The organism is Pseudomonas sp. W2-17 (genome assembly GCF_041060445.1).
In the GTDB taxonomy this organism is placed as follows: Bacteria; Pseudomonadota; Gammaproteobacteria; order Pseudomonadales; family Pseudomonadaceae; genus Aquipseudomonas.
Window position 1 is genome coordinate 216,900 of record NZ_JAUFNS010000002.1, and the last position, 25,551, is coordinate 242,450.

General features: G+C 60.6%; 23 protein-coding genes. 7 read left to right on the forward strand and 16 right to left on the reverse strand.

Going from position 1 to position 25,551, the window contains the following annotated elements; genetic code table 11:
* The first annotated feature begins 39 nt into the window (after nucleotides 1-39).
* The gene (locus QWI20_RS03345; protein WP_369304160.1) at nucleotides 40-510 is read left to right on the forward strand and encodes a helix-turn-helix domain-containing protein; all 471 of its coding nucleotides are present in this window, start codon (nucleotides 40-42) and stop codon (nucleotides 508-510) included.
* Between the two features lie 71 nt (nucleotides 511-581).
* On the opposite strand, the gene araH is transcribed toward QWI20_RS03345, so the two are convergent.
* The 5 genes from araH to QWI20_RS03370 form a co-directional block, all read right to left on the reverse strand.
* Nucleotides 582-1,547 (reverse strand): L-arabinose ABC transporter permease AraH, encoded by a 966-nt coding sequence (gene araH / locus QWI20_RS03350; protein ID WP_166650464.1) that lies wholly within the window; start codon nucleotides 1,545-1,547, stop codon nucleotides 582-584.
* Nucleotides 1,548-1,592: 45 nt separating this feature from the next.
* Nucleotides 1,593-3,122 (reverse strand): L-arabinose ABC transporter ATP-binding protein AraG, encoded by a 1,530-nt coding sequence (gene araG / locus QWI20_RS03355; RefSeq protein ID WP_369304161.1) that lies wholly within the window; start codon nucleotides 3,120-3,122, stop codon nucleotides 1,593-1,595.
* Nucleotides 3,123-3,215: 93 nt separating this feature from the next.
* Complete coding sequence (locus QWI20_RS03360) at nucleotides 3,216-4,226, reverse strand: substrate-binding domain-containing protein (protein ID WP_369304162.1); 1,011 nt, start codon at nucleotides 4,224-4,226, stop codon at nucleotides 3,216-3,218.
* A gap of 164 nt (nucleotides 4,227-4,390) precedes the next feature.
* Nucleotides 4,391-5,269: an SMP-30/gluconolactonase/LRE family protein gene (locus QWI20_RS03365; RefSeq protein WP_369304163.1), complete on the reverse strand. Its 879-nt coding sequence runs from the start codon at nucleotides 5,267-5,269 to the stop codon at nucleotides 4,391-4,393.
* 76 nt (nucleotides 5,270-5,345) lie between these two features.
* Complete coding sequence (locus QWI20_RS03370; RefSeq protein WP_369304165.1) at nucleotides 5,346-6,056, reverse strand: FadR/GntR family transcriptional regulator; 711 nt, start codon at nucleotides 6,054-6,056, stop codon at nucleotides 5,346-5,348.
* Nucleotides 6,057-6,401: 345 nt separating this feature from the next.
* Here QWI20_RS03370 and QWI20_RS03375 point away from each other — a divergent pair, with 345 nt between their 5' ends.
* Complete coding sequence (locus QWI20_RS03375; RefSeq protein ID WP_282371905.1) at nucleotides 6,402-7,544, forward strand: aldose epimerase family protein; 1,143 nt, start codon at nucleotides 6,402-6,404, stop codon at nucleotides 7,542-7,544.
* A gap of 260 nt (nucleotides 7,545-7,804) precedes the next feature.
* A complete protein-coding gene (locus QWI20_RS03380; RefSeq protein ID WP_037011182.1) occupies nucleotides 7,805-8,029 on the forward strand; it encodes a DUF6555 family protein in 225 nt (74 codons plus the stop codon).
* Between the two features lie 387 nt (nucleotides 8,030-8,416).
* On the opposite strand, the gene QWI20_RS03385 is transcribed toward QWI20_RS03380, so the two are convergent.
* From QWI20_RS03385 to psrA, 3 genes are all read right to left on the reverse strand, one after another.
* The gene (locus QWI20_RS03385; protein ID WP_369304166.1) at nucleotides 8,417-9,157 is read right to left on the reverse strand and encodes an S-methyl-5'-thioinosine phosphorylase; all 741 of its coding nucleotides are present in this window, start codon (nucleotides 9,155-9,157) and stop codon (nucleotides 8,417-8,419) included.
* Between the two features lie 9 nt (nucleotides 9,158-9,166).
* Complete coding sequence (gene nagZ, locus QWI20_RS03390) at nucleotides 9,167-10,168, reverse strand: beta-N-acetylhexosaminidase (protein ID WP_369304292.1); 1,002 nt, start codon at nucleotides 10,166-10,168, stop codon at nucleotides 9,167-9,169.
* Nucleotides 10,169-10,273: 105 nt separating this feature from the next.
* Entirely contained in the window at nucleotides 10,274-10,984 is a 711-nt protein-coding gene (psrA, locus tag QWI20_RS03395; protein WP_369304167.1) for a transcriptional regulator PsrA, read from the reverse strand.
* Nucleotides 10,985-11,213: 229 nt separating this feature from the next.
* Between psrA and lexA the strand changes: the two genes are divergently transcribed.
* Together lexA and sulA are read left to right on the forward strand one after the other, a co-directional pair.
* Entirely contained in the window at nucleotides 11,214-11,822 is a 609-nt protein-coding gene (gene lexA, locus QWI20_RS03400; RefSeq protein ID WP_065988571.1) for a transcriptional repressor LexA, read from the forward strand.
* 11 nt (nucleotides 11,823-11,833) lie between these two features.
* On the forward strand, nucleotides 11,834-12,337 hold the full coding sequence (sulA, locus tag QWI20_RS03405) for an SOS-induced cell division inhibitor SulA (RefSeq protein WP_369304169.1): 504 nt from the start codon (nucleotides 11,834-11,836) through the stop codon (nucleotides 12,335-12,337).
* 98 nt (nucleotides 12,338-12,435) lie between these two features.
* On the opposite strand, the gene QWI20_RS03410 is transcribed toward sulA, so the two are convergent.
* The 7 genes from QWI20_RS03410 to QWI20_RS03440 form a co-directional block, all read right to left on the reverse strand.
* On the reverse strand, nucleotides 12,436-12,672 hold the full coding sequence (locus tag QWI20_RS03410) for a hypothetical protein (RefSeq protein WP_037011193.1): 237 nt from the start codon (nucleotides 12,670-12,672) through the stop codon (nucleotides 12,436-12,438).
* Between the two features lie 75 nt (nucleotides 12,673-12,747).
* Nucleotides 12,748-13,269: a DUF6586 family protein gene (locus QWI20_RS03415; protein WP_369304170.1), complete on the reverse strand. Its 522-nt coding sequence runs from the start codon at nucleotides 13,267-13,269 to the stop codon at nucleotides 12,748-12,750.
* A 154-nt stretch (nucleotides 13,270-13,423) separates the two neighbouring features.
* A complete protein-coding gene (topA, locus tag QWI20_RS03420) occupies nucleotides 13,424-16,027 on the reverse strand; it encodes a type I DNA topoisomerase (RefSeq protein WP_369304171.1) in 2,604 nt (867 codons plus the stop codon).
* A gap of 109 nt (nucleotides 16,028-16,136) precedes the next feature.
* On the reverse strand, nucleotides 16,137-16,373 hold the full coding sequence (locus QWI20_RS03425) for a DUF1653 domain-containing protein (protein ID WP_065988576.1): 237 nt from the start codon (nucleotides 16,371-16,373) through the stop codon (nucleotides 16,137-16,139).
* Nucleotides 16,374-16,474: 101 nt separating this feature from the next.
* The gene (fadA, locus tag QWI20_RS03430) at nucleotides 16,475-17,650 is read right to left on the reverse strand and encodes an acetyl-CoA C-acyltransferase FadA (RefSeq protein WP_122534498.1); all 1,176 of its coding nucleotides are present in this window, start codon (nucleotides 17,648-17,650) and stop codon (nucleotides 16,475-16,477) included.
* Nucleotides 17,651-17,673: 23 nt separating this feature from the next.
* Complete coding sequence (gene fadB / locus QWI20_RS03435) at nucleotides 17,674-19,821, reverse strand: fatty acid oxidation complex subunit alpha FadB (RefSeq protein ID WP_369304172.1); 2,148 nt, start codon at nucleotides 19,819-19,821, stop codon at nucleotides 17,674-17,676.
* A gap of 571 nt (nucleotides 19,822-20,392) precedes the next feature.
* The gene (locus QWI20_RS03440; RefSeq protein WP_369304173.1) at nucleotides 20,393-20,830 is read right to left on the reverse strand and encodes a hypothetical protein; all 438 of its coding nucleotides are present in this window, start codon (nucleotides 20,828-20,830) and stop codon (nucleotides 20,393-20,395) included.
* Between the two features lie 110 nt (nucleotides 20,831-20,940).
* Here QWI20_RS03440 and QWI20_RS03445 point away from each other — a divergent pair, with 110 nt between their 5' ends.
* Nucleotides 20,941-21,387, forward strand: coding sequence for a universal stress protein (locus QWI20_RS03445; RefSeq protein ID WP_192172363.1), 447 nt, complete (start codon nucleotides 20,941-20,943; stop codon nucleotides 21,385-21,387).
* A 67-nt stretch (nucleotides 21,388-21,454) separates the two neighbouring features.
* Here the strand turns inward: QWI20_RS03445 and QWI20_RS03450 are convergent, their stop codons facing one another.
* Nucleotides 21,455-23,365, reverse strand: coding sequence for an ATP-binding cassette domain-containing protein (locus QWI20_RS03450; protein WP_282371897.1), 1,911 nt, complete (start codon nucleotides 23,363-23,365; stop codon nucleotides 21,455-21,457).
* A 214-nt stretch (nucleotides 23,366-23,579) separates the two neighbouring features.
* Between QWI20_RS03450 and QWI20_RS03455 the strand changes: the two genes are divergently transcribed.
* Nucleotides 23,580-25,508: a transglycosylase SLT domain-containing protein gene (locus QWI20_RS03455; RefSeq protein WP_369304175.1), complete on the forward strand. Its 1,929-nt coding sequence runs from the start codon at nucleotides 23,580-23,582 to the stop codon at nucleotides 25,506-25,508.
* Nucleotides 25,509-25,551: the final 43 nt, after the last annotated feature.

Genomic DNA, 25,551 nt, shown 5'->3' on the forward strand with positions numbered 1-25,551 from the left:
AGCAGCCTACTGTCACGATCGTCAAAGGGAGTTGAATGCATGAAAGGCATTGGCCTGAGACTCAGGCAGGAACGCAACAGATTGAAGCTGTCACAGAGCGCATTGGGCGCGATCGGCGGCGTCGAGACCAACGCGCAGGGCAATTACGAGAACGGCACTCGGTCGCCGAAGGCCGATTATCTGTTGCGCATCGCGGAGGCCGGTGTCGACCTGAACTACGTCATGAGTGGCAACAGGGCATCGCCGGACGCAATGAACAGCGCACCGGTAATCGATCATGAGGAAAGCCCGGACGTTTACCCCCATCTGACCAAAGTCACCCATCAGCTGCACCGTAATCTATACGGCCTGATTGATGCATCGTTGCAGCTGACGCAACTCATCGAAGTGCGCAACCACGACGCCCGGTTCAATGAGGCAAAAGTGCAGCTGGAGACGATCCGGGTTGAAGCGCAGTCGCTGGCCCAGGCCACGATGAAGTTGATCTTCGAGACCTCGAAGCTGGTGTAAGGCGGCTTCGCAGGAGATAAGGCTGTGTGGGGGGACGCCTCCCCACACAGCGAACGACTGAGGACTCCGAATCAGCGACGCTTCAACCGGTCGATGATCACCGCGAGCAACAGGATCGTGCCGCGGATCACATACTGGTAAAACGTGTCGATGTTCTTTAGGTTCATGGCGTTCTCGATGATCGCCAGAATCAACACCCCGGCGATGACATGGCGAATCATGCCGATGCCGCCGCTCAGGGACACCCCGCCGAGTACGCATGCGGAAATGACCGTCAGCTCGAAACCCTGGCCGATCATGGGCTGACCCGAGGTCATGCGCGAGGCCAGCACCACGCCGGCCAGCGCACCAATCAAGCCGTGCACGGCGAAGATGATGATCTTGGTCCGGTCGACGTGGACGCCTGCCAGCAACGCCGCTTCCTGGTTGCCGCCGATGGCCAGCGTGTTGCGGCCGTAAGTGGTGTAGTTCAGCAGCCAGCCGAAGAATACGAAGCAGACAATAGTGATCAGAATCGGCACCGGCACGCCGAACAGCTGGCCGTTACCGAACACAAAAAAGGCCTCGTCGCCTACGCCCACCGCTTTACCGTTGGAGAAGATGTAGGCCAGGCCCCGGACGATCTGCATGGTCGCCAGCGTGGTAATCAGCGCGTTGATGCGCAGCTTGGCGATGACGATGCCGTTGATCAGCCCGACCAGCAAGCCCATGGCCAGCGCCGCCGATACGCCCAGAAACACGCTGTCGGTGTCGCGAATGACGATCCCGGCAATAACGCCTGAGCACGCGAGTACCGAGCCGACCGACAGGTCGAAATGCCCGGAGGCCAGGCAGTAGAGCATGGTGCAGGCGGCGATGCCGACCGTGGAGATCGCCAGACCCAGGCCGCGCATGTTCAGCGGCGACATGAAGTTGTCGATCAGCAGCGCACAAAGCACAAAAATGCCCAGGGCGGCCATGAGCATGGCCCAGTCGTCGACGAATCGACGCAGGTTCATGCCTTGGCGGGGAGCCGTCAGGCTGGATTCGGTAGACATACGCACCTCGTTCTTATTTTTCATAGCCAGTTTTCATAGCCAGGTTCAACCGCGGGTACGCGGCAATGCCAGTTGCAGAAGACGCTGTTCATTAGCCTCTTCCCGGGACAGCTCGCCGGTAATGGCGCCTTCACTCATGACCAGAATCCGATCGGAAATGCCCATGACCTCCATCAGGTCGCTGGACACCACGATGACCGCGATACCATCGGCGGCGAGATTATGGATGATCTGATAGATCTCGGATTTCGCGCCGATGTCGATGCCACGGGTGGGCTCGTCCAGCAGCAGGACCTTCATCGGCATTGACAGCCAGCGGCCCAGAATCGCCTTCTGCTGATTGCCGCCCGACAGAAACAGCATCTGCTGCTCGGGCGAAGGCGTCTTGACGTTCATCGACTTGATCTGATGCCGGGCGTTGTCACGCTCCCAGCGTCCCTGGATCAGGCAACCCAGACTGACGTGCCGAGGCCGCGCGCCGATGTTGATGTTTTCGGCGACGCTGGAAAGCGGCACGATGCCTTCTTTCTTGCGGTCTTCCGGGCACAACAGAATGCCGGCGTCGATGGCGTCCCGGGGTGAACGCAGGTTCAGCGGCTTGCCTTCCAGCTGCAAGGTTCCGGCCTGACTGCGCGTCAGCCCCGACAGCATGCGAAACATCTCGGTCCGACCGGCACCGACCAGGCCGAAGAAGCCGAGGATCTCGCCCTTCTCCACTACAAAACTGGCGGGCTCCTGCAAGCCAGGTCCCATCAGGCCGGTCACCCGCAGGCTCGGCCCCTGATGCTGGCGGGTCCGGTAGTTGTAGATGTCCTGAATGTCGCGCCCGACCATGCAGGTCACCAGGCGGTCATGGTCCAGATCGGCCATGTCCTCGAAGGTGCGGACGAAGCGGCCGTCCTTGAACACGGTCACGGCGTCACACACGCGGAAGATTTCTTCCATTCGGTGGGACACGTAAAGAATGACCCGGCCTTCGTCCCGCAGCTTGGTGATGATCGCCATCAGCCGATCGATCTCGCGCGCCGACAGGCTGCTGGTGGGCTCGTCGAAGGCAATGACGTGGGCATTGCGCGACATGGCCTTGGCGATTTCCACCAGTTGCCGCTGCCCCAGGGAGAGATCGCCCAGGCGCGTGTTCGGGTCGATCTCGTCGGCCAGGCCTTTGAGCAGCTCCCGCGCACGGCGGACCATGGCCCGACGGTTGATCATGCCCCAGCGATTGGGCATGTGGCCGAGGAGCAGGTTTTCCGCCACCGACATTTCAGGGACCAAGTGCAGTTCCTGGTGAATCACTGCCACGCCGGCGGCGATGCTGTCGGCGGTGGATTTGAACGCCAGGTGCTGATCGCCGATCTGCAGATCGCCGCTGTTGGGCTGGTACGAGCCACCGAGAATCTTCAGCAGCGTGGATTTACCCGCGCCGTTCTCGCCCATCAGCGCGTGAACGCTGCCTGGCCGAGCTTCAAAATTGATGTCCGTCAGCGCCTTCACACCGGGAAAAGTCTTGCCGATCCCGTTGAAGCGCAGGCTGCCGCCAGGCTGAGCCTGTTGTTGAACCGATGCCTGTTGCATGAACCACCTCCACCCCGCCCCACCCTTGCCGGGTGGGACGGGGCCTCGCAGATATCCGCCTGATTTTCAGGCGTCCCGACTCGACTGCCGCGCTTACTTGTACAGACCGATCTTGGTCAGCACTTCCTTGAAGTTGGCGCGGGTGATCAGCGTCACGTCGTCCATCGCGGTGTATTTCGCAGGTTCTTTGCCGGTGGTGACCCACTCAAACATCTGCAGGGCGGTGTTGTAGCCTTCTTTGTCGGGGCTGGGCAGCATCGATCCGAAGAAGCCGCTTTCCTTCTTCTTCAGCTCGTCGATGGCGTCAGTACCGTTGATGCCGATGCCGATCACGTTGGCCGGCGCGAAGCCTGCGCCCGCTGTGGCACGCACGCCGCCCAGAACGGTGTTGTCGTTCATGCCGCCAACGATGAGGTTTTTCGCCCCGCTTGGCAGTTTGGGCAGGGCAGCGCCGGTGGAGTCCATACTGCCTGGCACGTCGAGGGTCTTCTGCGGCGCGAAGAGGATGTGATCCTCAGGCAGGCCGGCTTTCTTCAGCGCATCCACCGAACCGTCGGTGCGCTTCTTGCCGGTGTCCAGCTCGTTGTAGGTGTTGATGATCGCGTAGGTTTCTTTCCAGTCCCACTTGCGATTCTTCGCTTCGTCGGCCATGGCCGCACCCTGTTTCTGGCCGACTTCGAACGCAGCCATGCCCAGGTACGGCACGTCTTCCATAAACTTGCCTTTGGCGTCGACGAACCGGTCATCGACGGCCATGACTTTCAAATCGTTGGCCTTGGCTTTGGCGACGATGGACGGGCCGAGGGAAACATCAGGCGGGCAGATGACAAAACCTTTGGCGCCGTTGGCGGCGAGGCTGTCGATGGCGGAGAGGGTTTTTTCACCGTCGGGAACGGCGATTTTGATGACTTCGAAACCGTGGTCTTTACCGGCCTTTTCGGCAAACTGCCACTCGGTCTGGAACCAGGGCTCTTCAGCCTGCTTGACCAGAAAACCGATCTTGACCTTTTCGGCGTCAGCGGCGGATATACCGGCGCTCATACCCAGAATGGCGGTGGCAACAGCAGCACAGCACAGGGAACGAATCCCGTGGCGACTCAACATAGCTAACTCCTTATTTTTATTGACTAGCTACAGCGTTCAGCAGTGAGTGTCAGAGCGGCATGCAGCAGGAAACACAGCACGCCGCTCGACTGAAAACAGTCATATCATATTATCAATGAAGCCAATGTAACCGAGTGTCACACCTCGACAACGCAGGGTTTGGGTCACCCCGCAAAGCGGTGCGAAGCCATACCCTTGATGCCAATTTCCATCTGAATCACAGCTCCGTCCAGCGCCAGCGCGCCTTCTGCAGGCCGCGCGCTGGTGACAAACAAGGTGGTCATGTCCGGCCCGCCGAACACGCAGCTGGTCGGGTGACTAACCGGCAGTTCGACGATCCGGTCAACGCTGCCATCGGGGGCAAAACGGATCAGGCAGCCGCCGCCCCAGCGGGCGTTCCAGACAAAACCGTCTTCGTCCATCGCCGAGCCATCGGGTGCACCACGGGAATGCTCATGGGCCCAGACCTCGCGGTCACCCAAAGAGTCATCGTCGTTGATCGGGTAACGATAGATCACGCCGTCCAGAGTGTCGGCGGTCAGTACGGCAGAATCGTTATCTGGCCAGACCAGGGTGTTGACGATGCCTTGCCCACTGAGCAGAGGCGCGACTGAGGCATCACCGTCGACGCGGTAAAGCCCGCCGGATCGACGCTCGATCGGCAGGTCGCCGCCCTCTTCGTCCAGGTTGTTCTGCATGGTCCCGAGCCAGAGTCCGCCATGCCCGTCGCAACGGGCTTCGTTGGCACGGTTGCCGGGCACAGGATCGGCAACGCACAGCAGAGAGACAGTAGGTTGATGGGACGGGGAATCGAGGTCGAGGCGATGGACGCCGCTGGCAAGGGTGACCAATGCGTCGCCTGCCGTGGTGGGTATGAAGGCGGAGACCGGCTCGCTGAACTGCCAGTGGGACACCTCACCAGCGTGCAGGCGCAACGCGCGGAAGCCGGCAATGTCGACCCAGTACAACGCTTGGTGGGCGTGGTCCCAGAACGGCCCTTCGGCCAATTTGAAACGCTGGTCGCAGACCGGCAGCCATTTCATGGAAAATTTCCTGCTTATTATTGTAGGTCCGTGAGCCACTCAAAAAGCTCACCTGTAAAACGTCAAACGTGCCTGCTCAGGAACGGCGCGACAACGGTTGCTCCCGTGAACGCGCAATCACCTCACCGGCGTTTTCGATCAGGCTCATGCAGGCCCAGACACCCCGCGCCGAATCCCGGTTGGCGATGGCGTCCGCCAGATCCTTGTGCAACGGCAAGGTTCTGCCGAGCTCTCCGGGCACCGCCGACGAGACTTCGAACGAAATGGCCAGCAACGCACCCAGTGCCGGCAACATCTGCTCGATGAACTGGTTATGACTCGCCGCGAGCACTGCTTCATGGAAGCGTTGGTCCGCCGCGTTGTAGTCACCCGGGTCAGCGACGCTGGCCGCCAGCCGAACATAAGCCGCCTGAATTCCGGCAATCTGCTCCGGTGTCGCCCTTTCACAGGCCCAACGCACGGCCATCGGTTCAATGGCGCGCCTCAAATCCAGCAGGTCCAGCACAAAACTCTCCGGCAGGCCTTTCGCCGCCAGCCATCCCACGACCTGCGGGTCAAACAGATTCCAGCTGCGCACCGGCAATACACGCGTGCCCACCTTGGGTCCGACTTCCAGCAACCCTTTGGCCACCAAGGTCTTGATGGCTTCGCGAATCACCGTCCGGCTGACCCCGAATTCTTCACCCAACGCCGCTTCAACCTTCAGCGACTGTCCCGGCATCACATTGCCTTGAGCAATCCAGGCTCCCAGGCGGTCTACCGTCGACGCGTGAAAACTGCTGCTCATTGATCCGCCCCTGTTCGCGGTGTGTTCCGCAAATCGAGGCTAATGATCATACGATTAGGCGTCAATTACCTGTACAGAAGGCCATTCCTGGACTAGACCTTCCCGCACTGGGACGGACACGTCCTTTCGCCAAATAGTATTACAATTTATTTTTAAAGCGAGTGCTTTTGATCTATAACTCGAAATATCGGGGCCTTCCAAGCTGAATAGTATGACCAATCGCTAGATCCAGGCCATTGACGTACTGCTTGGCGGTAGCGCTTCGAGTAATGAGGCTGAAGCCTTCGGGCAACACCCCCGAAATACTCACCACAACACGCCTATAAAAACAAAAGGATCGACGCAATGAGAAAGACGCTTATCCCTGCCCTGGGCCTGTCGCTGATGGCCGCCGCCCTGCAAGTGCACGCCGCCGGACTGTCCACTGAACACGGCGCCTTCGGCAAACTCGCCGACGGCACCCCGGTCGAGAAATACACCCTGCGCAACAGCAAAGGCATGCAGGCCACGGTGATCACTTACGGCGGCACGCTGCAGTCGCTGCTGGTGCCGGACAAGCACGGCAAGGCTGAGGACGTGGTCCTGGGCTTCGATGATGTGGACGGCTACGTCAAAGGCACCGCATTTTTCGGCGCCACCATTGGCCGCTTCGGCAATCGTCTGGCAGGCGGCAAGTTCTCTCTGGATGGCAAGAGCTATCAGGTGCCGCTGAACGACAAGACCAACTCACTGCACGGCGGGCCGAAAGGCTTCGACAAGCAGATCTGGAAGGCTGAGGAGGTCAAGGACAAAGGCTCGGTCGGGGTCAAGCTGACGTACGTCTCGGTCGATGGCGAGATGGGTTTTCCCGGGACGCTGAAAACCGAAGTCACCTACAGCCTGAACGACAAGAACGAGCTGCGCATCCAGTACCACGCGACAACGGACAAACCGACCGTCCTCAACCTCACCAACCACAGCTACTTCAACCTGGCCGGCGCGGGTAACGGCGACATCCTTGATCAAGTGGCGGTGGTGCATGCTGCGCATTACACGCCGGTCAACGAGACGCTGATCCCGACAGGCGAGCTGCCGCCAGTGGCCGGCACACCGTTTGACTTCCTCAAGCCGGTCGCCTTCGGCAAGCGCATCCGTGAAGACAACCAGCAGCTCAAGTTCGCTGAAGCGACCCAAGGCGGCTACGACCACAACTGGGTGCTCGACACCAAGGGCAAGCTGTCGAATCTGGCCGCGGACGTGGTTGATCCGAAGTCCGGTCGCCGTCTGCAGCTGTTTACCACCGAGCCTGGGGTTCAGCTGTACACGGGCAACTTCCTCGACGGCACGGTCAAGGGCAAGGCCGGCAAGATCTATCCGCATTGGGGCGCGTTTACACTGGAAACCCAGCACTATCCGGATTCGCCTAACCAGCCGGCCTTCCCTTCCACGCGCCTGGACCCTGGCAAGGCTTACACCCAAACCACGGTGTTCAAATTCCTGACAAAGTAATCATTTGAGTGTGAAACCTGCGCGGCAGGGCGACTTCGAAGGTCGCTCCTGCCGCATAGGCCATTGCTTCATGCCGCCATGGCGTCGCTGAAACCGCTCAAAACCGGGGCTGTGCCATTCATTTGCAAGGGTCGCCACCTGTTTGCTCATCGTTCTGTACTAAAGCTAACCATTTGGCTTAGAACGCTAACTTCGAGTGAATTTTCCTGACGGTGACGACTCAGTTACAAAGAGAGTGACTGATAGGGAGGTTTGCAAGCGTGGCACAGTACAAGCATTTCAGAATCGATTACCTGCTGCATGGCAGCTACAAAAGCTTCTACATCAGCGCTGAAGCCATGGACAACGCATCTGCCTGGCACTGGGCGTCGGTGGATGCCGGGTTTGGTCAGATTCCCAAATATCGCTCCGACCGGGTTCCGAAAGTGACCAAGCCAAAAGCCGAGCAGCTGGGTTTGACCGATGTTGAGTGGGCTGAATCCTGATCAGCCCATCAGGGCTTATTCTCCTCTGAGTTTTCGCTGACCTTCCACCTGACTTTCCCCTGCGGAAATCTGCCTCGGAAGCGCGTCATCCTCGACGCGCTGACGGGCAGTCCAATGCCTGATCCCCCTGGCTTAATTCCACCCTCTTGAAGCCTGATCTGAAGAGAATTCTGACCATTAACTCGCTGCATCGGCGCCATTGGCGAACCTGATCATTAAACGACCATTGCCGCTAACGCCTTGCAACTACTGGCTTACAGAAACTTATCCACAGAGATATTCACGCTTTCCGTGGACAACTATTTCAACGATATAGCGTTGACTTTGTTGCGCTCTCCGGCCTAGCCAGCGTCGCGAGAAATTCCTCCAAATCCATGATTTCAGGCCTCAAGCGGCGCTGAGCACTCGAGCCAGTGTCGCCTTGACCTTGCCGATTCCATCGTGCAAAGCCTGCTCGATTTCCGCCATCGTGATGACCGCCGCCGACTTGCCGGCGGCCGGGTTGACCACCAGCGCCAGGCAGGCATATTCCAGTTCGAGTTCACGCGCCAGCGCAGCTTCCGGCATGCCGGTCATACCAACGATGTCGCAGCCGTCACGCTCCAGCCGCACAATCTCGGCCACGGATTCCAGACGCGGCCCCTGGGTGCAGGCGTACACACCGAAGTCGCTATGGGCGCAGCCTTCGGCCGCCAGCGCTGCGATCAGTCGAGCCCGCAATGGCGCGCTGTAGGGGAAGCTGAAATCGATATGGGTCACGTGCTCCAGGTCATCGGCAAAGAACGTGTGCTCACGGCCGCTGGTGTAATCCACCAGATCATGGGGCACGCAGAAGTGGCCGGTGCCCATGTCAGGATGAATCCCCCCGACGGCGTTGACCGCCAGAATCGCTTCGGCCCCGGCCTGTTTCAGCGCCCAGATGTTGGCGCGGTAGTTGACCTTGTGTGGCGGAAAGCGGTGCGGATGCCCGTGACGAGCCAGAAACATCACCTCACGGCCGGCGTATTCGCCGAGATGGATATCGCCGGACGGCGCGCCGTATGGGGTATTCACTGACATGGACTGACGGATCGTCAGCCCTTCGAGCTGGGTCAGGCCGGTGCCGCCGATAATCGCGTAAACAGTCATGGGAATTCCTTATTCGATCAGTTGAGCAGCGCGCAGGGCGGTCAGCGCCGCCAGCCAGCGGGGATGCTGCCGGTATTCGGTGGACGCCATGCCCTGCCCGCGCATTCTGTGAAGCCGCGCCGCAGGCGGCGAGACCTTCAAGCGCTGCGCCGCGCTCAATGCCAGCTCAGCCGCAGCACGGTCGTTGCACACCAGGCCCATGTCACAGCCGGCCGTGAGCGCCGCCTCGATGCGACTGGCGGCGTCACCCACCACATGGGCGCCAGCCATCGACAGGTCATCGCTGAAGATCACGCCATCGAAACCCAGCTCACCGCGCAGGATGTCCTGCAGCCAGCGACGGGAAAAGCCCGCCGGCTGCGAATCGACCTGGGGATAGATCACGTGGGCGGGCATGACCGCTGCGAGGTGTTTGCTCAAGCGCTGAAAGGGCACGAGATCATTGGCGCGGATCGTTTCAAGACTGCGCTCGTCATTCGGGATAGCCACATGGGAATCCGCCTCGGCCCAGCCATGCCCCGGGAAATGCTTGCCGGTGGCCGCCATGCCCGCCGCATTCATGCCACGGATAAAAGCGCCAGCCAGTAGCGCCGCGCGCTCGGGGTCGCCTTCGAACGACCGGGTGCCGACGACCGCACTGCGTTGATAGTCCAGATCCAGCACCGGCGCAAAGCTGAGGTCCAGCCCCACCGCCAGCACTTCGGTTGCCATCAGCCAGCCGCAATGCTCGGCGAGGCTTTCTGCATTCGGATGCCCGGCAATGGCGCGCATCGGCGGCAAGCGCACAAAGCCCTGGCGCAGGCGCTGGACACGTCCACCCTCTTGATCGACAGCGAGCAGCAACTCGGGACGAATGGCGCGGATGGATGCGCAGAGTTCACGCACTTGCCGTGGGCTCTCGATGTTGCGCGCGAAAATAATCAAGCCGCCCACTTCGGGCTGACGCAGAAACTGACGGTCTTCGGAGGTCAGCCAGGTACCGGCGACGTCCACCATCAGGGAGCCTTGCAGGCCAGAATTCATAGGAAGATCCTTCAACAACCAATGCTCAGGCCGGCATGGTGAGGGATCGAAGGATGTGATGCAAATTACGCCACCGCCAGCCGGTGGCGCGCCTCAGACCTTGGCAGGTGCCGGTGTCGAGGTTTTGGTCCGGGGCCGAAGTTGCGCGCTGAGCATGGCCGTGTCGGTGACCCCCGTTTCGGCGCGCATGCCGGCCGCCAGGAACGGCACCATCAGGCGCATGACCTGTTCGATGGACGTGTTGACGCCGAAATCGGTCTCCGCAATGGCGCGCAGCGCCTTGATGCCGGACATGCTGAACGCTGCCGCGCCCAACATGAAGTGGACCCGCCAGAACAGCTCGATCGGAGGAATGCGCGGGGCTGCTTCGTTGACCAGCAGCATGTAACGGCGGAACACCTTGCCGTACATGTCTTCGAGATAACGCCGCAAGTGGCCCTGACTCTGACTGAACGCGAGGCCCAGCAGGCGCATGAAGATGGACAGGTCATTGTTGCTGCGCGGCTGAACCACCAGCGCCTGTTCGACGAGGATTTCAAGAAGCTCTTCAAGGGTGGGCTTGTGTTCAGGCTTGGCCTGGCGGCGCTCCAGCTCGCGGTCGAGACTGACGCAGAACGGCCCGAGGAAGCGGGAGAACACCGCCTGAATGAGGGCCTTCTTGGAACCGAAGTGGTAATTCACCGCTGCCAGGTTGACTGACGCCTTACTGGTGATCAGCCGCAACGAGGTTTCGGCAAAACCCTTCTCGGCAAACAGCTGCTCTGCTGCATCGAGAATTCGTTCAACTGTTTCCGACTGAGCCATGGTTCAACGCCTGACAAACACGTGTTTGAAACATACGTTTCATACACAGCACTGTCAACCCTGGGCGTCCGCCTTCTGTCCATGCAGTCACGGGCATTTAACCATACAAACCGGGGCCTGTAGCCACTTATGAAGGGGGCTCGCTGCAGGCGTGGCAAAAAGGACCATTGCCAAGACCCAAGCACTGTATATAATCCCAGTCACTGTATAAAAAGCCAGAGCGATGCACATGATCAAACTGACGTCACGCCAAGCCGAGATTCTGGACTTCATCAAGCGCTGCCTCGAAGACAACGGCTACCCGCCGACCCGCGCTGAAATCGCTCAGGAGCTGGGCTTCAAATCGCCCAATGCTGCCGAAGAACACTTGAAAGCACTCGCCCGCAAAGGCGCCATCGAAATGACCCCGGGCGCCTCCCGCGGCATTCGTATCCCCGGCTTCGAAGCCAAACCCGATGACAGCGGGCTGCCGATCATTGGCCGCGTCGCAGCCGGCGCGCCGATCCTGGCCCAGCAGCACATCGAAGAATCCCTCGCCATCAACCCGGCCTTCTTTCACCCGAGTGCAGATTACCTGCTGCGCGTTCACGGCATGAGCATGAAAGACGTCGGCATTCTCGACGGCGACCTGCTGGCCGTCCACACCACCCGTGAAGCACGCAACGGCCAGATCGTTGTGGCGCGAATCGGTGATGAAGTGACAGTCAAACGCTTCAAGCGTGAGGGCAACAAGGTCTGGCTGCTGGCCGAGAATGCCGACTTCGCACCGATCGAAGTGAATCTCAAAGATCAGGATCTTGTCATTGAAGGCTTGAGCGTCGGCGTGATTCGTCGATAAGGAGAACGTAGATGCAGTTCCCACAGACACCGCAACAACATGCACAACTGCCCCTGTTCGAAGCATTCATGGCGCCAGGCGTGCCCATGCTCGACGTTCCGCTGCTGCAGCTCCCGACCCTGGCAGAGATTGCCGAGTCGCCCTGGAGCAACGAACCGGAAGCCTTTAGTGAATTGTCATTGCGCGGCGCTGCCGGGAACTGCCTCAACTTGTTGGCGCCGATCCTGCGCGAGTTGAGCGAGGACACCAACGACCGCTGGCTGACACTGGTTGCACCACCCGCCAGCGTGACCCAGGCGTGGCTGCGTGACGCGGGCCTGAATCGGGAACGCATTATTCTGATGCACCCGCGCGGGACGCAGAGTGCGCTGGAACTGACCCGTGAGGTGTTGCGCCTGGGCCGCAGTCATACGGTGGTCAGCTGGATCAATCCCATCTCAGGCAGTGCGCGCCAGCAACTGGCCAGCGCAGCACGTATCGGCGATGCGCAGAGCCTCAACATTCGTCTGGGCTAAGCAGGTCGGCAGAACTATTCAGGGTATTTGGAGCGTGTCGGCGCTTCTTGCGAATCGAGAAGCGGAACGGCGTTTGAGCGAGCTGCGAATCCTGAGGATCAGTGCAGCACGCGCGGCCCTTCTTCATCCTTGGTCAATTCGCCTTCGGCCAGCCGCCCCGCCATCTGCACACCGACGCTGAGCATCGCCTTGGCGACTTCAACGTGCTGACCCTGCAAGAACGCTTTGGCGTCTTCCGAAAAATTCAGGGTGACCAGCGATCCTTCATCTTCGGCGCGGCGCAGCTCGATGCGACCGTCAGGCAGTTCAACAATTTCCAGAAACGAAGTTGGCATCAGGGCAGTTCTCCACGAAAGGCTCGCATTGTAACAGCCAGATGACTCAGTCCCTAGCCCATCGATCACCCTGACTCAGCACTCGCTCAGGCCTTCTCTGAACCGGATTGCGAGACCTTTGAGCTGCTGACGCCAGGTTTCCATCTCTTCGCGCGTCAACGCCTGTTCGGGCTCTTCTTCCGCCCCCACTGCAATGATAAGTGGCTGAGTGACGTCGCCCTTGGGTTTGCGCGGCGCCCTCGGCGGCATGAACAACGCCTGGTAGGAGGCCAGTAATTGCGCCAGCCACGTTTCGCGGTTGTGGGCGAGCTCGACCAATTCACCCATTTCCGGGATGGCGATAGCTTTCAGTACCTTCGGCGATAGCAGGTCCTCGGCACGCGGGGTGCTGGCCTGTGGCAGCCGGTAGAATCCGGCAATCTCGTGGCACAGCCCAAGCAGGGCGCCATAGAGATGAAAGATCGCCGACTCACGTTCCGCCTGCTCAAGCCCCTGGGCGTTCATCGCGCGGCTGTCCCTGGCCTTCGCCATCGCCTCCAGTGCCAGGCCTGCGAAGAACAGCTTCTGGTTGGTGCGGGTATAGAGTTCGTGAGCCATAACGGTGGCCTCTGTAGAGATGAGTGAATCGCCAGCCTGCCTGCCTCTAACGGTTCAGTCGCAGACAAAAAAACCCCTCGGCGCGCGCGAGCACGCCGAGGGGTTCTTTTAACGCAAAGCGTCGGAGCTGACCAGTCGGATCGAGCTCAAACGATCAACGCTTGTCCTCGACCTTCCACTTGCCGCCGTCGTAGAACGCACGCCAGCCAGTCGGCTTGCCGTCCACCTCGGTCTGCACGTACTGCTCTTTGGACTTGCGGCTGTAGCGGATCACCGCCGGGCGACCGTCCGGGTCCTTCTTCGGCGCTTCACACAGGAAGTGATACTTCGGATCGATCTCGTCCTTGTGCGGTGCAATCTCCATCACCAACGGTGCACGGGTCTCGCGGTTTTTCGGGAACTGGCTGGCCGCCAGGAACAACCCAGAAGCACCATCGCGCAGGATGTAGGTGTCGTCGACCTTCTCGCACTTGAGCTCGGGCATCTTCACCGGGTCCATCTTCGGAGGCGCCGCTTCACCGCTTTTCAGCAGCTTGCGGGTGTTCTTGCAGTTGGTGCAGCCGAAGAACTTGCCGAAACGGCCGGTCTTGAGCTGCATTTCGCCGCCGCACTTGTCGCACTCGACGCTCGGGCCTTCATAGCCCTTGATGCGGTAGGTGCCCTCTTCGATCTCGTAACCCGAGCAATCCGGGTTGTTGCCGCAGATGTGCAGCTTGTGCTTCTCATCCAGCAGGTAGGCATCCATCGCGGTGCTGCAGATCGGGCAACGGTGCTTGCCACGCAGCACGCGGGATTCGGACTCGCCCTCATCGTCGTCGGCGATTTCGTCGCCCGGCGTGAGGTTAACGGTAGCCTTGCAGCGCTCTTTCGGCGGCAGGCTGTAGCCCGAACAACCGAGGAATACGCCGGTGGACGCCGTACGGATCTGCATCGGGCGGCCGCAGACCTTGCACGGGATATCAGTCATAACCGGCTGGTTGGCGCGCATGCCGCTGTCGGGTGCTTCGGCCACTTCGAGTTTCTTCTTGAAATCGCCGTAGAACTCGTCGAGGACGTTTTTCCAGTCGCGTTGGCCTTGGGCCACGTCGTCGAGGTTCTCTTCCATGCCGGCGGTGAAGCCGTAGTCCATGAGGTTCGAGAAGCTTTCGGACAAACGCTCGGTGACGATGTCGCCCATCTTTTCCGAATAGAAACGACGGTTGTGCAGGGCCACGTAGCCACGGTCCTGGATCGTCGAAATGATCGCTGCATAAGTCGATGGACGACCGATGCCGCGTTTTTCCATTTCCTTGACCAGGCTGGCTTCCGAATATCGCGCAGGCGGCTTGGTGAAGTGCTGGCTCGGGTCGAGCTTGATCAGCTTCAGCTTGTCGCCCTGGGCCATGTCCGGCAGTACGTCGTCATCGCCCGGCTTGCTCATTTGCGGCAGCACGCGGGTGTAGCCGTCGAACTTGAGAATGCGGCCCTTGGCGCGCAGCTCGAAGTCGCCAGCCGCGACGCTGACGGTGGTCGACAGGTATTGCGCAGGCGGCATCTGGCAGGCCACGAACTGGCGCCAGATCAGCTCGTACAGACGCTCGGCGTCACGCTCCATGCCGGTCAGCTTGCTCGGGTGCGTGTTGACGTCGGAGGGACGAATCGCTTCGTGAGCCTCTTGCGCGCCTTCCTTGCTGCTGTAGACGATCGGCGATTCCGGCAGGTACTTCTTGCCGAACTCGGTTTCGATGTAGGTGCGGGCCATGGCCACTGCGTCGGCGGACAGGTTGGTGGAGTCCGTACGCATGTAGGTGATGTAACCGGCTTCGTACAGACGCTGGGCCATCATCATGGTTTTCTTCACGCCGTAGCCCAAGCGGTTGCTCGCGGCCTGTTGCAGCGTGGACGTGATGAAAGGTGCCGACGGCTTGCTGCTGGTCGGTTTGTCTTCACGCTTGCTGATGCTGTAGGCCGATGCCTTGAGCTTCTCCAGCGCCGCCATGGCGGTCGTTTCGTTCAGTGGTTTGAAGGCCTCGCCTTTTTCGCGGGCGACTTCAAAGCGAACGTTGGCGCCCTTCGCAGTGCCGAGGTCCGCGTGGATCTCCCAGTACTCTTCCGGGTTGAACGCACGGATTTCACGCTCGCGCTCCACCACCAGCTTCACGGCGACGGACTGCACACGGCCGGCCGACAGACCCCGGGCAATCTTCTGCCACAACAGTGGCGACACCATGTAACCCACGACGCGGTCGAGGAACCGGCGTGCCTGCTGGGCATTCACGCGGTCGATGTCGAGCTCGCCCGGTTTGGAGAAGGCTTCCTGAATGGCTTTCTTGGTGATCTCGTTGAAGACCACGCGCTTATAACGCGAGTCGTCGCCACCAATGGCTTCGCGCAGGTGCCAGGCAATGGCTTCCCCTTCGCGGTCCAAGTCCGTCGCGAGATAGATGGTGTCGGCGTCTTTGGCCAGGCGGCGCAACTCGTCGATCACCTTCTCTTTGCCGGGAAGGATTTCGTACTTGGCTTTCCAGCCGTGTTCCGGGTCGACACCCATGCGCGCAACGAGCTGGCGCTTGGCCTTTTCCTTGGGCGACAGCGCAGGCGCTTCGGCCACGGCCTTGCCGCGCTTGGCAGCAGGCTCTTTGGAGGCGCTAGCCGAACCGCTGGTGGGCAGGTCTCGGATATGGCCGATACTCGACTTCACCACGTACTGGTTGCCCAGGTACTTGTTGATGGTCTTGGCCTTAGCCGGGGATTCCACAATGACCAGCGATTTGCCCATGGATCGGAAAATTCCTAATGCGAGAAAAAAGACGTCAGAGCCGTCGAGGCCCCGCTATATATAGTGGCTGAAAGGTGAGGTCAAGCAATGGCTGCTGCAACGTCCTGCCTCAGGGCCGCGGAAAAAGATCCGGTTCGGCCTGAACCAAAGCAAAGCGCGGCACTTGCTCGCCGTCAACCTCAACTGACTGCAGAAACATGCTCAAAGGGCGTACCCACAGGCCGTATTCGCCGTACAGCGCTTGATAGCACACCACTTCTTCTTCGGTCTCCGAATGCCGCGCGACACCGATAACACGGTATTCGGGCCCTTTGTAGTGACGGTAGAGACCTGGCTGTAGCGGCATGCGGGGGACCTCGGGTGTGACAGGAAAAAAAGTGGCGAAAATACATTTTCGGAAAAAACAAAAGCCGGGGCACCAGGCCCCGGCTTGCACACTCACACCGTTTAGACGCGTTCGAATACGGTGGTAATGCCCTGACCCAGACCGATGCACATGGTGGCAACACCCAGGGTGCCGCCATTCTGCTTCATCACGTTGAGCAGGGTGCCGGAAATCCGCGCCCCCGAGCAACCGAACGGGTGACCCAAGGCGATGGCGCCGCCGTGCAGGTTAACCTTCTCGTCCATCTTGTCGAGCACTTTCAAATCTTTCAGCACCGGCAGGGCCTGTGCAGCGAACGCTTCGTTGAGCTCGAAGTAGTCGATATCGGCGATGCTCAGGCCTGCGCGCTTGAGCGCTTTCTGGGTCGCCGGAACCGGTCCGTAACCCATGATTGCAGGGTCGACACCGGCCACGGCCATCGAGCGGATCACCGCCAGGGGCTGGATGCCGAGGTCCATGGCGCGTTGACCGGACATGACGATCATGCACGAAGCGCCGTCGGTGATTTGCGACGAGGTGCCGGCGGTGACCGTACCGCCTTTCGGGTTGAACGCAGGCTTGAGCGCGGCCAGGCTTTCCAGCGTCGTCTCCGGACGAATGGTCTCGTCGAAGTCGAACATCTTCAGGAAACCGTTCTCGTCGTAGCCCTGCATCGGGATGATTTCGTCCTTGAACTTCCCTTCCAGCGTGGCCTTCTGAGCGAGCCTGTGGGAGCGCACACCGAACGCATCCTGCGCCTCACGGGTGATGCCGTGCATCTTGCCCAGCATTTCGGCGGTCAGGCCCATCATGCCGGAGGCTTTGGCGGCGTACAGCGACATGTGCGGGTTCGGGTCGACACCGTGCATCATGCCAACGTGGCCCATGTGCTCGACACCGCCGATGACGAAGACGTCACCGTTGTTGCTCATGATCGCCTGAGCCGCCGTGTGCAACGCGCTCATGGACGAACCACACAGGCGGCTGACCGTCTGCGCAGCGGAGGTGTGCGGAATCTGGGTCATCAGCGACGCCATGCGCGCGATGTTCCAGCCCTGCTCCAGGGTCTGGTTGACGCAGCCCCAGATCACGTCCTCGACTTCCGCCGGGTCGACCTTGTTGTTGCGTTCCAGCAATTTGCTGATCAGGTGCGCCGACATGTCTTCGGCGCGGGTATTGCGGTGCATGCCACCCTTGGAGCGGCCCATCGGTGTGCGACCGAAGTCGACAATCACGACGTCTCTCGGATTCAAGCTCATATCTTCACCTGTTCGTTGGGCACTTAGCCGAAGAAGCGTTGGCCGGTCTTGGCCATTTCACGCAGCTTCGCAGTGGGGTGGTACAGAGCGCCCAGATCAGCGTATTGGTCAGCCAGGGCCACGAATTCAGCGACACCGATCGAGTCGATGTAGCGCAGCGCGCCACCGCGGAACGGAGGGAAGCCGATGCCGTAGATCAGGCCCATGTCGGCTTCGGCAGCCGTGTCGACGATGCCGTCTTCCAGGCAACGCACGGTCTCGAGGCATAGCGGGATCATCATCCAGTTGATGATGTCTTCGTCGCTGACTTCACGCTGCTCGTAGATCACCGGCTTGAGCACTTCCAGCACGGACGCGTCGACCACTTTCTTCGGCTTGCCCTGCTTGTCGGTCTCGTAGGCATAGAAGCCCTTGCCGTTCTTCTGGCCCAGGCGATTGGCGTCGTACAAGGCGTCGACGGCGGTGCGTCGATCGTCCTTCATGCGGTCCGGGAAACCTTCAGCCATGACGTCGCGGCCGTGGTGGCCAGTGTCGATGCCGACCACGTCCATCAGGTACGCCGGGCCCATTGGCCAGCCGAATTTTTCCATGACCTTGTCAATGCGCACGAAGTCGACACCGGCACTGACCAGCTTGGCGAAACCGCCGAAGTACGGGAACAGGATGCGGTTGACCAGGAAGCCCGGGCAGTCGTTGACCACGATCGGGTTCTTGCCCATCTTCTTGGCGTAAGCCACGGTGGTGGCCACGGCGACTTCGCTGGACTTCTCGCCACGGATGACTTCAACCAGGGGCATCATGTGCACCGGGTTGAAGAAGTGCATGCCGACGAAGTTTTCCGGGCGCTTGAGGGCCTTGGCCAGCAAGCTGATGGAGATCGTCGAGGTGTTGGAAGCGAGGATGGTGTTTTCACCCACCTGCCCTTCCACTTCGGCCAGCACGGCTTGCTTGACCTTCGGGTTCTCGACCACGGCTTCGACAACGAGGTCGACGGTGCCGAAATCGCCGTAGGACAGTGTAGGACGAATCGCGTTGAGCGCTTCGGCCATCTTCGCGGTGGTCAGACGGCCTTTTTCGACACGCTTGCCCAGCAGCTTCGAGGCTTCGCCCAGACCCAGTGCGATGGCTTCTTCACGGATGTCCTTCATCAGGATCGGCGTGCCTTTGACAGCCGACTGATAGGCAATGCCGCCGCCCATGATGCCGGCGCCTAAGACCGCAGCCTGCTTCACGTCCTTGGCGACTTCGTCGTAGACCTTGGCCTTCTTTTTCAGCTCCTGATCGTTCAGGAACAGGCCGATCAGGCTCGCGGCGGCCGAGGTCTTGGCCATCTTCACGAAACCAGCCGCTTCCACTTCCAGCGCTTTGTCGCGACCGAAATTGGCGGCTTTCTGGATGGTCTTGATCGCTTCGACCGGGGCCGGGTAGTTCGGGCCGGCCTGGCCTGCCACGAAACCCTTGGCGGTTTCGAAGGCCATCATCTGCTCGATGGCATTGAGCTTGAGCTTGTCCAGCTTCGGCTGACGCTTGGCCTTGAAGTCGAACTCGCCGGAGATGGCGCGCTTGATCAGGTCCAGTGCGGCTTCCTGCAGTTTGCCCGGGGCGACCACCGCATCGACCGCGCCCACTTTCAGTGCGTCTTCAGCGCTGTTGTCTTTGCCGGACGCGATCCACTCGACTGCGTTGTCGACACCAATGAGGCGCGGCAGGCGGACCGTGCCGCCGAAGCCCGGATAGATACCGAGTTTGACTTCAGGCAGGCCGACCTTGGCAGTGGCGGACATCACGCGGAAGTCAGCGGCCAGGCACATTTCCAGGCCGCCGCCCAGCGCAATACCATTGATGGCAGCGAGGGTCGGTACGTTGAGGTCTTCGAAAGCGCTGAAGATTTTGTTGGCTTCGAGGTTGCCGGCGACGAGCTCAGCGTCCGGCAGCTTGAAGTTATCGACGAATTCGGTGATATCGGCGCCGACGATGAACACGTCCTTGCCGCTGGTGACGATGACGCCCTTGATCAAGCTGTCGGCCTTGATGGCTTCGATGGCCTGATTCAGGTCGTTGAGGGTGAGGCGGTTGAACTTGTTGACGGACTCACCCTTGAGGTCGAACTGCAGTTCGACGATGCCACTTTCAAGAGCCTTAACCGTGATGGCTTTACCTTCGTAAATCATCAACTGATCTCCACGATATGGAAGCTGAACAATACGCATCAGACGCTGAGATCCGGCGCTATGCACGACGTTGCCGTCGAGGCGAAACACCAAACGCCAGTCACCCCGTCGACGCGATTCGAGCGTCTGTCAGAGCATTCCTATGGCAAACGCTCAATTCATACGCCCGTTTGATTTGGGTGCGGCTACCTTCTGCCATATTCCAGCAATTGTCAATTCAGCAGACAGCGGGCAAAACCGGCAAATCGCAGGTAAAACGTGCGCCTGATAGAAGGCTATTCAGGCGCATGATCGCGGGGACATGAAATTGAAGAAGATGGGCGTAGCGGCGGGCAGCGGCTCGGAACGCAGCATGAAATAAACCGTGAAGCAGCAGACAAACGCACCATTAAGGTCTACATTCAGCGCACTGCGCATCAAGACGGGTCATTTAAGCGTCGTCAGCCAGTGATGTGTGACCCGGCGAGCGGCATTGCACCGCACCGCACAAGCATTACGGCCTGCCTGGCCAACCCCGGCCCGATGTTGCTATCGGGCTTTTTAATGCCCGCGATTCGGGCATCTGGACGGCTTACGCCAAGGCCTTCAGCACCGCTGCAATGTGCTGCAATACTTCGGGCTCGCCGCGCTCGGCCCAATACAGGGCGATCAGCTGCTTGCCCGCCTCCACTTTGTAGACGTCCGCCGGCAGCGTCTTGAACGGCTCGAGCAGGCGCGGATCTTCACACGGCTCGCGCCACTGGTTAACCCACACGCCCGGCTCCATCTGCCAGTACACCCAGACATCGGTCGCCCGCGCGGCACGTGGCCGGTGATACTGCGGGCACGGACTCGGCGGCTCGGTCGGCAACCAATGCGGCCACTCCTGAGGGATCAGCTGCATCGCCAGCCCCATTCGCCGCGCCTGCATGCGCATGGCCATTCTGCCGCTCTGCGAGCGCGAGGGGCGCAGCCAGACCAACGGACTTAAAACCACCGCAATGATTGACAGGATGATCCACACCGTCATATTTGTACGCCCCCCGCAGCGGCTGGCTGCTGGCGGACCACATCGGCGTGCCAGAGGCGCGTGAAAAGAGCCATAATCAAAACCATCGCAAACCTCAGAAGGAACACCCCATGTCCTATGAACATATCCTGGTAGCCGTGGACCTCACTGAAGAGTGCGATCCGGTTATCAAAAAAGCCATGGCGCTGGCGCTGGCCGGCCATTCCAAGCTTTCGCTGGTGCACATCGTCGAACCTATGGCCATGGCGTTCGGTGGTGATGTCCCGATGGACCTGTCGCAGCTGCAGCAACAGCAGTTTGATCAGGCCAAGGAAAAGCTGGAAGCGCTGAAACGCAAATACCCCGACGTTAAGACCGGCGACAGCCATTTGACCTACGGCCAGCCGCGTCAGGAGATCCACAACCTGGCGAAGGAGCACCACGTCGACCTGATCGTTGTCGGCAGCCACGGCCGTCATGGCCTGTCACTGCTGCTCGGTTCTACCGCCAACGACGTACTGCACGGCGCGCCATGTGACGTGCTGGCAGTGCGCCTGATCAAGCGCCCGGAGAAATAAGGGCGCCAATGCAAAAGCCCGGTCCTTGAAAAAGGTCCGGGCTTTTTTTATTGCTACAGGTTAGCGATCACTCGTCCAGCTCGGCCCAACGCTCAAGCAGTCCGTCCAGTTCGCCTTGCAGGCTTTCCAGCTGCGCCATCACGGCAGTGGTTTGCTCCGCAGGACGCTGATAGAAACCGGCCTCGGCCATCTCGGCAGTGAGCGCAGCCATTTGCGCTTCCACAGCGTCAATTTGCGCAGGCAGGGCTTCCAGCTCGCGTTGCAGCTTATAGCTGAGCTTCTTTTTGGCGACCGGCATTTCGGCCGCCGCGACGGGTGCTGCCTGAACCACGGCAGTGGCCAGCTCGGACTTGCCGGACTTGCTGTCGGTGACGCCCAGCAGACGCGGCGAGCCGCCTTGGCGAATCCAGTCCTGATAGCCACCGACGAATTCGCGGACCTTGCCCTCGCCTTCGAACACCAGGGTGCTGGTGACGACGTTATCGAGGAATGCCCGGTCGTGGCTGACCATCAGCACGGTGCCCTTGAAGGTCAACAGCACTTCTTCAAGGAGCTCGAGGGTCTCGACGTCCAGATCGTTGGTCGGTTCGTCGAGGACCAGCAGGTTGGCCGGCTTGCTGAACAGCTTGGCGAGCAGCAGACGCGCGCGCTCACCGCCCGACAACGCCTTGACCGGCGTCCGCGCCCGCTGCGGGCTGAACAGGAAATCGCCCAGGTAGCTGAGGACGTGACGGCTCTGGCCGTCGATGTCGATGAAGTCGCGCCCTTCGGCCACGTTGTCGATCACGGTCTTTTCCAGATCGAGCTGGTGACGCAGCTGGTCGAAGTAAGCGACGTCCAGACGGGTGCCGACTTCCACCTTGCCGCTGGTGGGCTGGAGGTTGTCGAGCATCAGCTTGAGCAACGTGGTCTTGCCGGTACCGTTGGCGCCAAGCAGACCGATGCGGTCTTCGCGCTGCAGGACCATGGAGAAGTCCTTGATCAGCATCGGGCCGCCCGGGTGAGCGAAGCTGACGTTGTCGAGCACCATCACCTGCTTGCCGGATTTGTCTGCCGTGTCGAGCTGGATGTTCGCCTTGCCGGTGCGTTCGCGACGGTCGCTGCGCTCAACGCGCAATGCCTTCAGGGCGCGTACGCGGCCTTCGTTACGGGTACGACGGGCCTTGATGCCTTGACGAATCCACACTTCTTCCTGGGCCAGACGCTTGTCGAACAGCGCGTTGGCGGTTTCTTCCGCCGCGAGCATGGCTTCCTTGTGCACCAGGAAGCTGGCGTAGTCGCCGTCCCAGTCGATCAGGCCGCCACGGTCGAGCTCAAGAATGCGGGTTGCGAGGTTTTGCAGAAAGGACCGGTCGTGGGTGATGAACAACACCGCGCCCTGGAATTCCTTCAGTGCTTCTTCAAGCCACGCGATGGCGCCGATGTCGAGGTGGTTGGTCGGTTCGTCGAGCATGAGCAGATCTGGCTCGGAGACCAGCGCCTGGGCCAGCAACACGCGACGACGCCAGCCGCCGGACAGTTCGGCGAGGGTCTTGTCGGCCGGCAGTTGCAGACGGCTGAGGGTGCTGTCCACCAACTGCTGCAGGCGCCAGCCGTCACGGGCTTCGAGGTCCGACTGCACGTGCATCAGCTTGTCGAGGTCTTCGGCGGTGACGATGTTCTGGCTGAGGTGGTGGTACTGAGCGAGCAGCTCGCCCACGCCATCGAGGCCTTCGGCGACGACGTCGAATACGGTTCGGCCGTCCGCGACCGGCAGCTCCTGGGGCAGCTCGCCGATCTTGAGGCCCGGCGCGCGCCAGACATTGCCGTCGTCGGGCATCTGAATGCCCTTGACGAGCTTCAACATGCTGGACTTGCCCGTGCCGTTGCGGCCAATGATGCAGACCCGCTCACCACGGGCGATCTGCCAGGACACCTTGTCCAACAACGGCATGGCGCCGAACGCAAGGGACACATCGCTGAATTTGAGCAGGGTCATGAGCTTCTCCAAAAACCGGGCGCGCATTCTACCTGAGATAACCCGGCAGATGGGCGGCTAATCGATGACAGGACGTCGTCCAGACCCGGTGGTAGTCCGATTGCAGGCCGGAGTTAGTTTCCATCTATCACGACGGACGAGGCAGCGCTTCAACCCGCGCGGGCAACAGGCTAAGCTAGCCGCACTTTTCACGATGCATCTGCACGGAAGTCTCATGCGCAGTCGTTTCTTCAGCCTTTTGTCCTGCCTGCTTCTGTCGGCCACCGCTGCCCAGTCCGTCCAAGCGGTCGATCTCACCACCCAACGCCAGTATTACGATGAAGCCAAGCGGGCTTTGGCCAAGGGCGACGGCGGCCCTTATCGCACCTATGCCGCCGCGTTGGCGGATTACCCCCTCGAACCCTACCTGGCCTACGACGAACTCACCGCCCGCCTGAACAGCGCGAGTGATGAGGAAGTCGAGAAATTCTTCGCCGAGCATGGCGACCTGCCGCAAGCCAACTATATGAAGCTGCGCTGGCTGCGGCTGCTCGCCTCCCGCGGTGACTGGCAGCCCTTCGTCAAGTATTACGACCCCAAGCTGAATTTCGTCGAGCTCGACTGTTTGTATGGCTCGTATCAGCTCAGCCACAACCAGCGCGCGGAAGGCTATGCCAACGCCGAGAAGACCTGGATGACCGGCAAGACGCTGCCGGCAGCCTGCGATACGTTCTTCACCCAGTGGGCGGTCGAAGGTCAGTTGACCGAGCAGAAACGCTGGCAGCGCGCCAAGCTTGCCGCGCAGGTGCGCAACTACGCGCTGGCCAGTCAACTGGTCAACAGCATGACCACCCTCGCGCCCCAGGGCCGTTTGCTGATCGCTGTCGCGCAGAAGCCGGAAATGGTCAACAACCAGGGCCAGTTCATGCCGGCCGACGAGGCGATGTCCGATGTGGTCGGGCTGGGTCTGCGTCGCCTGGCCAAGCAGGACCCGCAGCGGGCCATGGAGCTGCTCGACAGCTACGCGCCACTGCTGCATTTCTCCCACGAGGAACAGGTGCAGATCGCCAAGGAAATCGGCCTGACCCTGGCTCGCAGTTATGACGGCCGTGCCCTTGAGGTCATGACCAAGTACGACCCGGACCTGCGCGACAACACCGTCACTGAATGGCGCCTGCGCCTGTTGCTGCGACTGGGTCGCTGGAGCGATGCGTACGAGCTGACCCGTCGCCTGCCCCAGGACCTCGCGACCACGAATCGCTGGCGTTACTGGCAGGCCCGCTCCCTGGAGCTGTCCCAGCCCAACAGCCCCTTGCTGCCGGGGCTGTACAAGACGGTCGCGAAGGAGCGTGATTTCTACGGTTTCCTCGCCGCTGACCGCACACAGACGCCGTACATGCTCAACAACAAGCCGCTGGTGCTGAGTCAGGCGCTCATGACCAAGGTGCGCAACACGCCGGGCGTGCGCCGCGCGCTGGAGTTCTATGATCGCGGGCAGATCGTCGACGGCCGCCGCGAGTGGTACCACGTCACCCGTCGTTTCAGCCGGGACGAAATGGTCGCCCAGGCCAAACTGGCGTACGACATGCACTGGTATTTCCCGGCCATTCGCACCATCAGTCAGGCGCAGTATTGGGACGATCTCGACATCCGCTTCCCGATGGCCCACCGCGACACTCTGGTGCGTGAAGCGCAGGTTCGCGGGCTGCATTCAAGCTGGGTGTTTGCGATCACCCGTCAGGAAAGCGCGTTCATGGATGACGCCCGCTCTGGCGTCGGTGCCGCAGGCCTGATGCAACTGATGCCTGCGACCGCCAAAGAGACCGCGCGCAAATTCAGCATTCCCTTGGCTTCGCCGGCCCAGGTGCTTGACCCGGACAAGAACATCCAGCTCGGCGCCGCTTATTTGAGTCAGGTCCATGCGCAGTTCAATGGTAACCGGGTGCTGGCCTCGGCGGCGTATAACGCAGGTCCGGGACGTGTGCGTCAGTGGTTGAAGGGCGCCAATCACCTGGCCTTCGACGTCTGGGTCGAGAGCATTCCGTTCGACGAGACCCGCCAGTACGTGCAGAACGTGCTGTCGTATGCCGTTATCTACGGTCAGAAGCTCAATTCACCGCAGCCGCTGGTGGACTGGCATGAGCGGTTCTTTGATGATTTGTGAGGGCCGGATCCGGTCGGCAGCTGTCAACGGTCTAGGCCGAATG

Excerpts from the sequence above, each read along its gene's own strand:
- QWI20_RS03345 (WP_369304160.1), top strand. The coding sequence starts at position 40 with ATGAAAGGCATTGGCCTGAGACTCAGGCAGGAACGCAACAGATTGAAG.
- araH (WP_166650464.1), bottom strand. The coding sequence starts at position 1,547 with ATGTCTACCGAATCCAGCCTGACGGCTCCCCGCCAAGGCATGAACCTG.
- araG (WP_369304161.1), bottom strand. The coding sequence starts at position 3,122 with ATGCAACAGGCATCGGTTCAACAACAGGCTCAGCCTGGCGGCAGCCTG.
- QWI20_RS03360 (WP_369304162.1), bottom strand. The coding sequence starts at position 4,226 with ATGTTGAGTCGCCACGGGATTCGTTCCCTGTGCTGTGCTGCTGTTGCC.
- QWI20_RS03365 (WP_369304163.1), bottom strand. The coding sequence starts at position 5,269 with ATGAAATGGCTGCCGGTCTGCGACCAGCGTTTCAAATTGGCCGAAGGG.
- QWI20_RS03370 (WP_369304165.1), bottom strand. The coding sequence starts at position 6,056 with ATGAGCAGCAGTTTTCACGCGTCGACGGTAGACCGCCTGGGAGCCTGG.
- QWI20_RS03375 (WP_282371905.1), top strand. The coding sequence starts at position 6,402 with ATGAGAAAGACGCTTATCCCTGCCCTGGGCCTGTCGCTGATGGCCGCC.
- QWI20_RS03385 (WP_369304166.1), bottom strand. The coding sequence starts at position 9,157 with ATGACTGTTTACGCGATTATCGGCGGCACCGGCCTGACCCAGCTCGAA.
- psrA (WP_369304167.1), bottom strand. The coding sequence starts at position 10,984 with ATGGCTCAGTCGGAAACAGTTGAACGAATTCTCGATGCAGCAGAGCAG.
- lexA (WP_065988571.1), top strand. The coding sequence starts at position 11,214 with ATGATCAAACTGACGTCACGCCAAGCCGAGATTCTGGACTTCATCAAG.
- sulA (WP_369304169.1), top strand. The coding sequence starts at position 11,834 with ATGCAGTTCCCACAGACACCGCAACAACATGCACAACTGCCCCTGTTC.
- QWI20_RS03410 (WP_037011193.1), bottom strand. The coding sequence starts at position 12,672 with ATGCCAACTTCGTTTCTGGAAATTGTTGAACTGCCTGACGGTCGCATC.
- QWI20_RS03415 (WP_369304170.1), bottom strand. The coding sequence starts at position 13,269 with ATGGCTCACGAACTCTATACCCGCACCAACCAGAAGCTGTTCTTCGCA.
- topA (WP_369304171.1), bottom strand. The coding sequence starts at position 16,027 with ATGGGCAAATCGCTGGTCATTGTGGAATCCCCGGCTAAGGCCAAGACC.
- QWI20_RS03425 (WP_065988576.1), bottom strand. The coding sequence starts at position 16,373 with ATGCCGCTACAGCCAGGTCTCTACCGTCACTACAAAGGGCCCGAATAC.
- fadA (WP_122534498.1), bottom strand. The coding sequence starts at position 17,650 with ATGAGCTTGAATCCGAGAGACGTCGTGATTGTCGACTTCGGTCGCACA.
- fadB (WP_369304172.1), bottom strand. The coding sequence starts at position 19,821 with ATGATTTACGAAGGTAAAGCCATCACGGTTAAGGCTCTTGAAAGTGGC.
- QWI20_RS03440 (WP_369304173.1), bottom strand. The coding sequence starts at position 20,830 with ATGACGGTGTGGATCATCCTGTCAATCATTGCGGTGGTTTTAAGTCCG.
- QWI20_RS03445 (WP_192172363.1), top strand. The coding sequence starts at position 20,941 with ATGTCCTATGAACATATCCTGGTAGCCGTGGACCTCACTGAAGAGTGC.
- QWI20_RS03450 (WP_282371897.1), bottom strand. The coding sequence starts at position 23,365 with ATGACCCTGCTCAAATTCAGCGATGTGTCCCTTGCGTTCGGCGCCATG.
- QWI20_RS03455 (WP_369304175.1), top strand. The coding sequence starts at position 23,580 with ATGCGCAGTCGTTTCTTCAGCCTTTTGTCCTGCCTGCTTCTGTCGGCC.